At 37.0% G+C, this 1,684-nt stretch carries 1 pseudogene; it reads left to right on the top strand.

Annotated elements, in window-relative coordinates:
- Window positions 1–424: 424 nt before the first annotated feature.
- A pseudogene (locus tag ACTXGO_RS13335) lies at window positions 425–1,684 on the top strand (hypothetical protein); the annotation flags it as partial.

The raw sequence follows: 1,684 nt of genomic DNA, 5'->3' as shown, positions 1-1,684 counted from the left end.
ATAAAAAGCGGTCAATAGTTAGGAGACTATATCTACCTATTATAAGCGCATCACAACAAATTGTTTATGGCTTTAAAGAAATGACAAACTGACAAGTATTTAGCAGAAAAATAGCGAATAGTAATTACATGAATATTGATAACTTTAGGCTTAGTTTGTGCGGTGTATGGCTAAATTTTAGTTGTTAATAAGTGAGCAGTCTTAACTATTACTATGCCTTATTAAAGTTGAGCTAATAAATTTTTTAACTTAAAGGTGTTAAAGAAGCAAAATTTATTTTATGATAAGTAACTATATGTAACATAATAGATATGTACCCTAATAACTTAAAGGAATGGTAATGCGACAAAATCGCTATTATAAAATTAATTTTGTTAGCTGGCATTTTGTTATACCTCTTGCGACTGGACTATTATGCTTAGGGATGAGTATAAACTCAGCTCAAGCAGATTTTGAGTCCACTGAAACCTCAGGTCCAGGTACATGTCCCATTAGCCATAAAATGTATTATGTTGGAAATAACCCTCTGCCACCATCTATTGCCGCTTATAGCCCCAAAGCCACTCCAAAAACTCTATCGTGGAATACAGGTACTCTAAGCGATGTCTTCACCTTTTCTGACACTTCGGGTAATGTTGTTTTTCGTCTTAGTTTTTCAGACGTAAGAGACATATATTTAGGTAACAATAGACCAAGATCACCTTTTTTTGGATCATTATCTGGTGTTACGACCTCAGCGATTAACATGTCTCATACCTCTAATAACCCTAAGACCAATCATATTCTAGATATTAGTGTTAACCGTCCTGTTAGTAAGATCGGTTATAAAATTCAAGATCTAGATTCTACTACTAGCGCTAGACGCGTTCCCTATATTGAACGAGCAGATGTCTCTACTAATCAAGGACAATTAACCTTTAATAGCAATTTTCACACTAGAAATGCAAGTCAAGACATTGTGACCGCTCGATCAGGCAGAAATTGCGCAGTTGGCGCCTGTACTATAGATGCTAGTTGGGGATACAATCTTGCTGATGTATTGTTAAATATGAAGCATAGCAACACTTTTAGCCGTAGGAGTGGCGTACACAGTCTTGGGTACTCTGAATTCTACTTTTGCTTAGCACCGCCTAAACTCATCGTTCAAAAACAATTAAATGGTAATAGAGTCAACAGTAATGATCAGTTCCGTATAAAAGTGACAGGCGGGTCTATAGCAGCTAATGAATTTACTACGACAGGCACCAATTCGACAGTCAATAATAGTAGTAGTTCGACACTGAGCTTAAGAGAAAACACCACTTATACGATTACTGAGCAGCTCATCAATAGTGCAACGCTCGCTGACATAGCAAATTATAATGCGACCTATACTTGTAATAATGCTACTACTGGTAGTACGACGACTGTACCTAGCGGTACTATGATTTATAATGCAGCAGAAGGAACACGTTCTTTTATACTCGACAATACTGCCTACGGTGATGAGATTACCTGTACTATTACTAATAGTCCAAATTACATATTCTCAGGCATTGTCTTTAACGACAATGGCGGCATTACAGCAAGCAGCACCACCAGCCAAAACATATCCTCTACTTTTACGAGTAATGCCAATTACTTTAATACAGTCTTTGATAGTGCGACTGAATCTGGCATATATGATGCGAGCATGAGCATACGT

This window comes from Psychrobacter sp. T6-1, from assembly GCF_052258445.1.
This window is presented reverse-complemented; position numbering and strand designations above follow the sequence as displayed.